The organism is Hymenobacter coccineus, assembly GCF_001816125.1.
Classification (GTDB): domain Bacteria; phylum Bacteroidota; class Bacteroidia; order Cytophagales; family Hymenobacteraceae; genus Hymenobacter; species Hymenobacter coccineus.
On record NZ_MDZA01000213.1, the window covers coordinates 1 to 3,212 of the forward strand.

3 protein-coding genes are annotated in these 3,212 nt (G+C 64.8%); 1 reads left to right on the top strand and 2 read right to left on the bottom strand.

The window, feature by feature from the left end; all coding sequences use genetic code 11:
• Positions 1–845: 23S rRNA (guanosine(2251)-2'-O)-methyltransferase RlmB (gene rlmB, locus BEN49_RS12925; protein WP_438831782.1), on the top strand; the 845-nt coding region annotated here is incomplete at its 5' end.
• A gap of 119 nt (positions 846–964) precedes the next feature.
• Here the strand turns inward: rlmB and BEN49_RS12930 are convergent.
• Both BEN49_RS12930 and BEN49_RS12935 read right to left on the bottom strand, forming a co-directional pair.
• Positions 965–2,047 carry a mannose-1-phosphate guanylyltransferase gene (locus tag BEN49_RS12930; protein ID WP_070744057.1) on the bottom strand — a complete coding sequence of 361 codons (1,083 nt, stop codon included), beginning with the start codon at positions 2,045–2,047 and terminating at the stop codon, positions 965–967.
• A gap of 46 nt (positions 2,048–2,093) precedes the next feature.
• On the bottom strand, positions 2,094–3,098 hold the full coding sequence (locus tag BEN49_RS12935; protein ID WP_070744059.1) for a KpsF/GutQ family sugar-phosphate isomerase: 1,005 nt from the start codon (positions 3,096–3,098) through the stop codon (positions 2,094–2,096).
• Positions 3,099–3,212 lie beyond the last annotated feature (114 nt).

Consider the following 3,212-nt stretch of genomic DNA (forward strand, 5'->3'; position numbering starts at 1 on the left):
CCGCCCCCCCTACCGCCAAGACCGCCCCGAGCGTTCCGAGCGCCCCGGAGCGCGGCGACGACCCGCCCCGCTACGAGAACCGGGCCCCGCAGCAAGACCGCAGCATCGACATGCTGTTTGGCCTGCGCCCCATCCTGGAAGCGCTGAACGCGGGCCGCACGCTGGAAAAAATCTTCCTGCTGCGTGGCACCAAAAACAGCCTCGTGGGCGACATCTCGACGCTGGCCCGCGCGGCCGGCATCCAGGTGCAGCAAGTGCCGGTGGAAAAGCTCGACGGCCTCACCCGCAAAAACCACCAGGGCGCGGTGGCTTTCGTGTCGCCCATCGACTACGCCCCGCTCGACAACCTGCTCAGCGGCTTGTTTGAGGAAGGCAAGGTGCCGTTCCTGCTCCTGCTCGACCGCATCACCGACGTGCGCAACTTCGGCGCCATTGCCCGCACCGCCGAGTGCCTGGGCGTGCAGGCACTGGTGGTGCCCAGCCACGGCGCGGCCCAAATCAACGGCGATGCCCTCAAAACCTCCGCCGGGGCCCTAAATATTCTGCCCGTGTGCCGCGAGGCCAACTTGCAGGAAACCATCCGTTTCCTCCAGCAGTCGGGCGTAACGGTAGTAGCCTGTACCGAAAAAGCCACCGAAGCCGTGGGCGCCGCCGACGTTGATTTTTCGGGCCCCGTGGCCGTGCTCATGGGGTCGGAAGAAGACGGCATCGCCCCCGAACTCCTCCGCCTGGCCGACGTGCGCCTGAAAGTGCCCATGGCCGGCCAGATCCAGTCACTGAACGTGTCAGTAGCGGCGGGCATCATGCTGTTTGAAGTAGCCCGCCAGCGGGTGGCTGCTGAATAAAAGCGTGCCTAAGTGCTGGACATACTAAAAAGCAACAAAAAAGCCCGCTGACTAGCGGGCTTTTTTGTTGCTTTTTAGTATGTCCAGCACTTAAAAGAAGCTCACTGGGGGCCCTAATACTAGTTGTAGCCCGTACCCTTCTTAGCCTTCACGTCGGCCACGAACTCCTTCACGCGCTGCTCCTCGCTGCGCTTGCAGATGAGGAGCACGTTGTCGTACTCGGCGATGATGTAGTCTTCGAGGCCTTGCACCACCACGAGGCGCTCGGACGGGGTTTTGATGACGCAGCCGGTGGTGTCGTACAGCATCACGTCGCCGTTCACCATGTTGCCGTTGGCGTCCTGCTGGCCAATGCGGTGCAGCGAATCCCAGGTACCCACGTCGCTCCAGCCAAACTCGGCGGGCAGCACGTACACATTATCGGCCTTTTCCATAATGCCGTAGTCGATGCTGACGTTAGCGCAGCGCGCGTAGGCCTCGCTGATGAAGGCTTCCTCCTGTGGCGTGCCCAGGGCCCCGGCGCCCTCCTCAAACACCTCGGCCATGTCGCCCAGGTACTGGCGGAAGGCGTGCAGAATGGTATCAGCGCGCCACACAAACAGGCCCGAATTCCAAAGGAAGTCGCCGCTGTCGACGAACATCTTGGCCAGCTCCAGATTGGGTTTCTCGGTGAAGGTCTTCACTTTATGTAGCTGGCTACCGGGCAGGCTCTGCGAATCCATGAACTGGATGTAGCCGTAGCCGGTGTCGGGCCGCGAGGGGTGGATGCCCAGCGTCACGAGCACGTCGTGGTGGCGCGCGGCGTCCACGGCCAGGGCCATCACCCGCTGGAACTCCGCTTCGTTGGACACGGCGTGGTCGGCGGGCGTTACGATGATGGTGGCCTGCGGGTCGCGCTGGGCGATGCGGTAGCTGGCGTAGGCAATGCAGGGGGCCGTGTTGCGTCCGATGGGCTCACCCAGAATCTGGTCGACCGGCATCTGGGGCAGGTGCTGCTGCACGAGCTGTACGTAGTCGCGGTTGGTCACCACGAACACGTTTTCGGGCGGGCAAAGGCCGGCGAAGCGGTCCACAGTTACTTGCAGCATCGAGCGGCCGGTACCCAGCACGTCATGAAATTGCTTGGGGTGGTTGGTGCGGCTAAAGGGCCAAAACCGGCTGCCAATGCCGCCGGCCATCACAACGAGGTAAGTCGAATTCATAAGTGTAACAACATAGTGATATTGCCTCGGCAAGTTACGGGTGGTTTCACACAAGTCCCTCCCGTAACAGGTCGTGCAGGTGGATAAAGCCGGCGAACCGCTCGTTTTCCAGGACAACGAGTTGCGTAATGTTGCGGGCCTGCATCCGCGCCAGGGCCTCGGCGGCAAACTCATCGATGCCGATAGTGGCCGGCGCGGGGGTGAGAATGTCGCGGGCGCGCACGGTTTCCAGGTTGCCCAGGTGGCCACCGAGCATCCGCCGCAAGTCGCCGTCGGTGATGATGCCGGCCAGGGCCCCGGCAGCGTCAAGCACGGCGGTGGCTCCCAGGCGCTTGCCCGAAATTTCGAGTAGCACCTCCCGCAGCGGTGCATCGAGGCTCACGCGGGGGCGCTGGTTCTGGCGGCTGAGGTCGCCCACGGTGAGGTAGAGCTTCTTGCCCAGCGTGCCGCCGGGGTGCAGCCGGGCAAAGTCCTGGGCCGAGAACTGGCGGCTTTCGAGCAGGCACACGGCTAGGGCGTCGCCCAGGGCCAGGGCGGCGGTGGTACTGGTGGTGGGGGCCAGGTCGTGGGGGCAGGCCTCGCGCGCCACCGGGGCGTGCAGCACGTAGTCGGCCTGCTGGGCCAGGTACGAGTCGGCGTTGCTCACCAGGGCCGCCAATGGCACGCCCTTGCGGCGCAGCAGCGGCACCAGCACCTTTATTTCGGGCGTATCGCCGCTCTTGCTGATGGCCACCACAAAATCCTGGGCCTGAATCATGCCCAGGTCGCCGTGGATAGCGTCAGCGGCGTGCATGAACAACGCCGGCGTGCCCGTACCGTTGAGGGTGGCCACGATTTTGCCAGCGATGTGGGCACTTTTGCCCACGCCCGTCACCACCACGCGCCCCGCCAGGCCCAGGATGGCCGCCACGCAGCGGGTAAAATCGGGGGTGGCGCCCACGGCGTCGGCCACGGCGTAGAGGGCCGCGGCTTCTTCGTGCAGCACGTGGCGGGCCACGGCCAGTACATCGACGGCAGCGGCTACGGGAGTGGTGGGGGGAAGCGTGGGCATGGCGGGCGGGGCGAAACTACCGCAAAGGTGGGGCCGAATGCCTGGTGCCGCCGGCCGGCTGGGGCCCCAGGACCGGCCAGCCGCGGTGCAGACTGCTTACCAGGCAATTTCCCG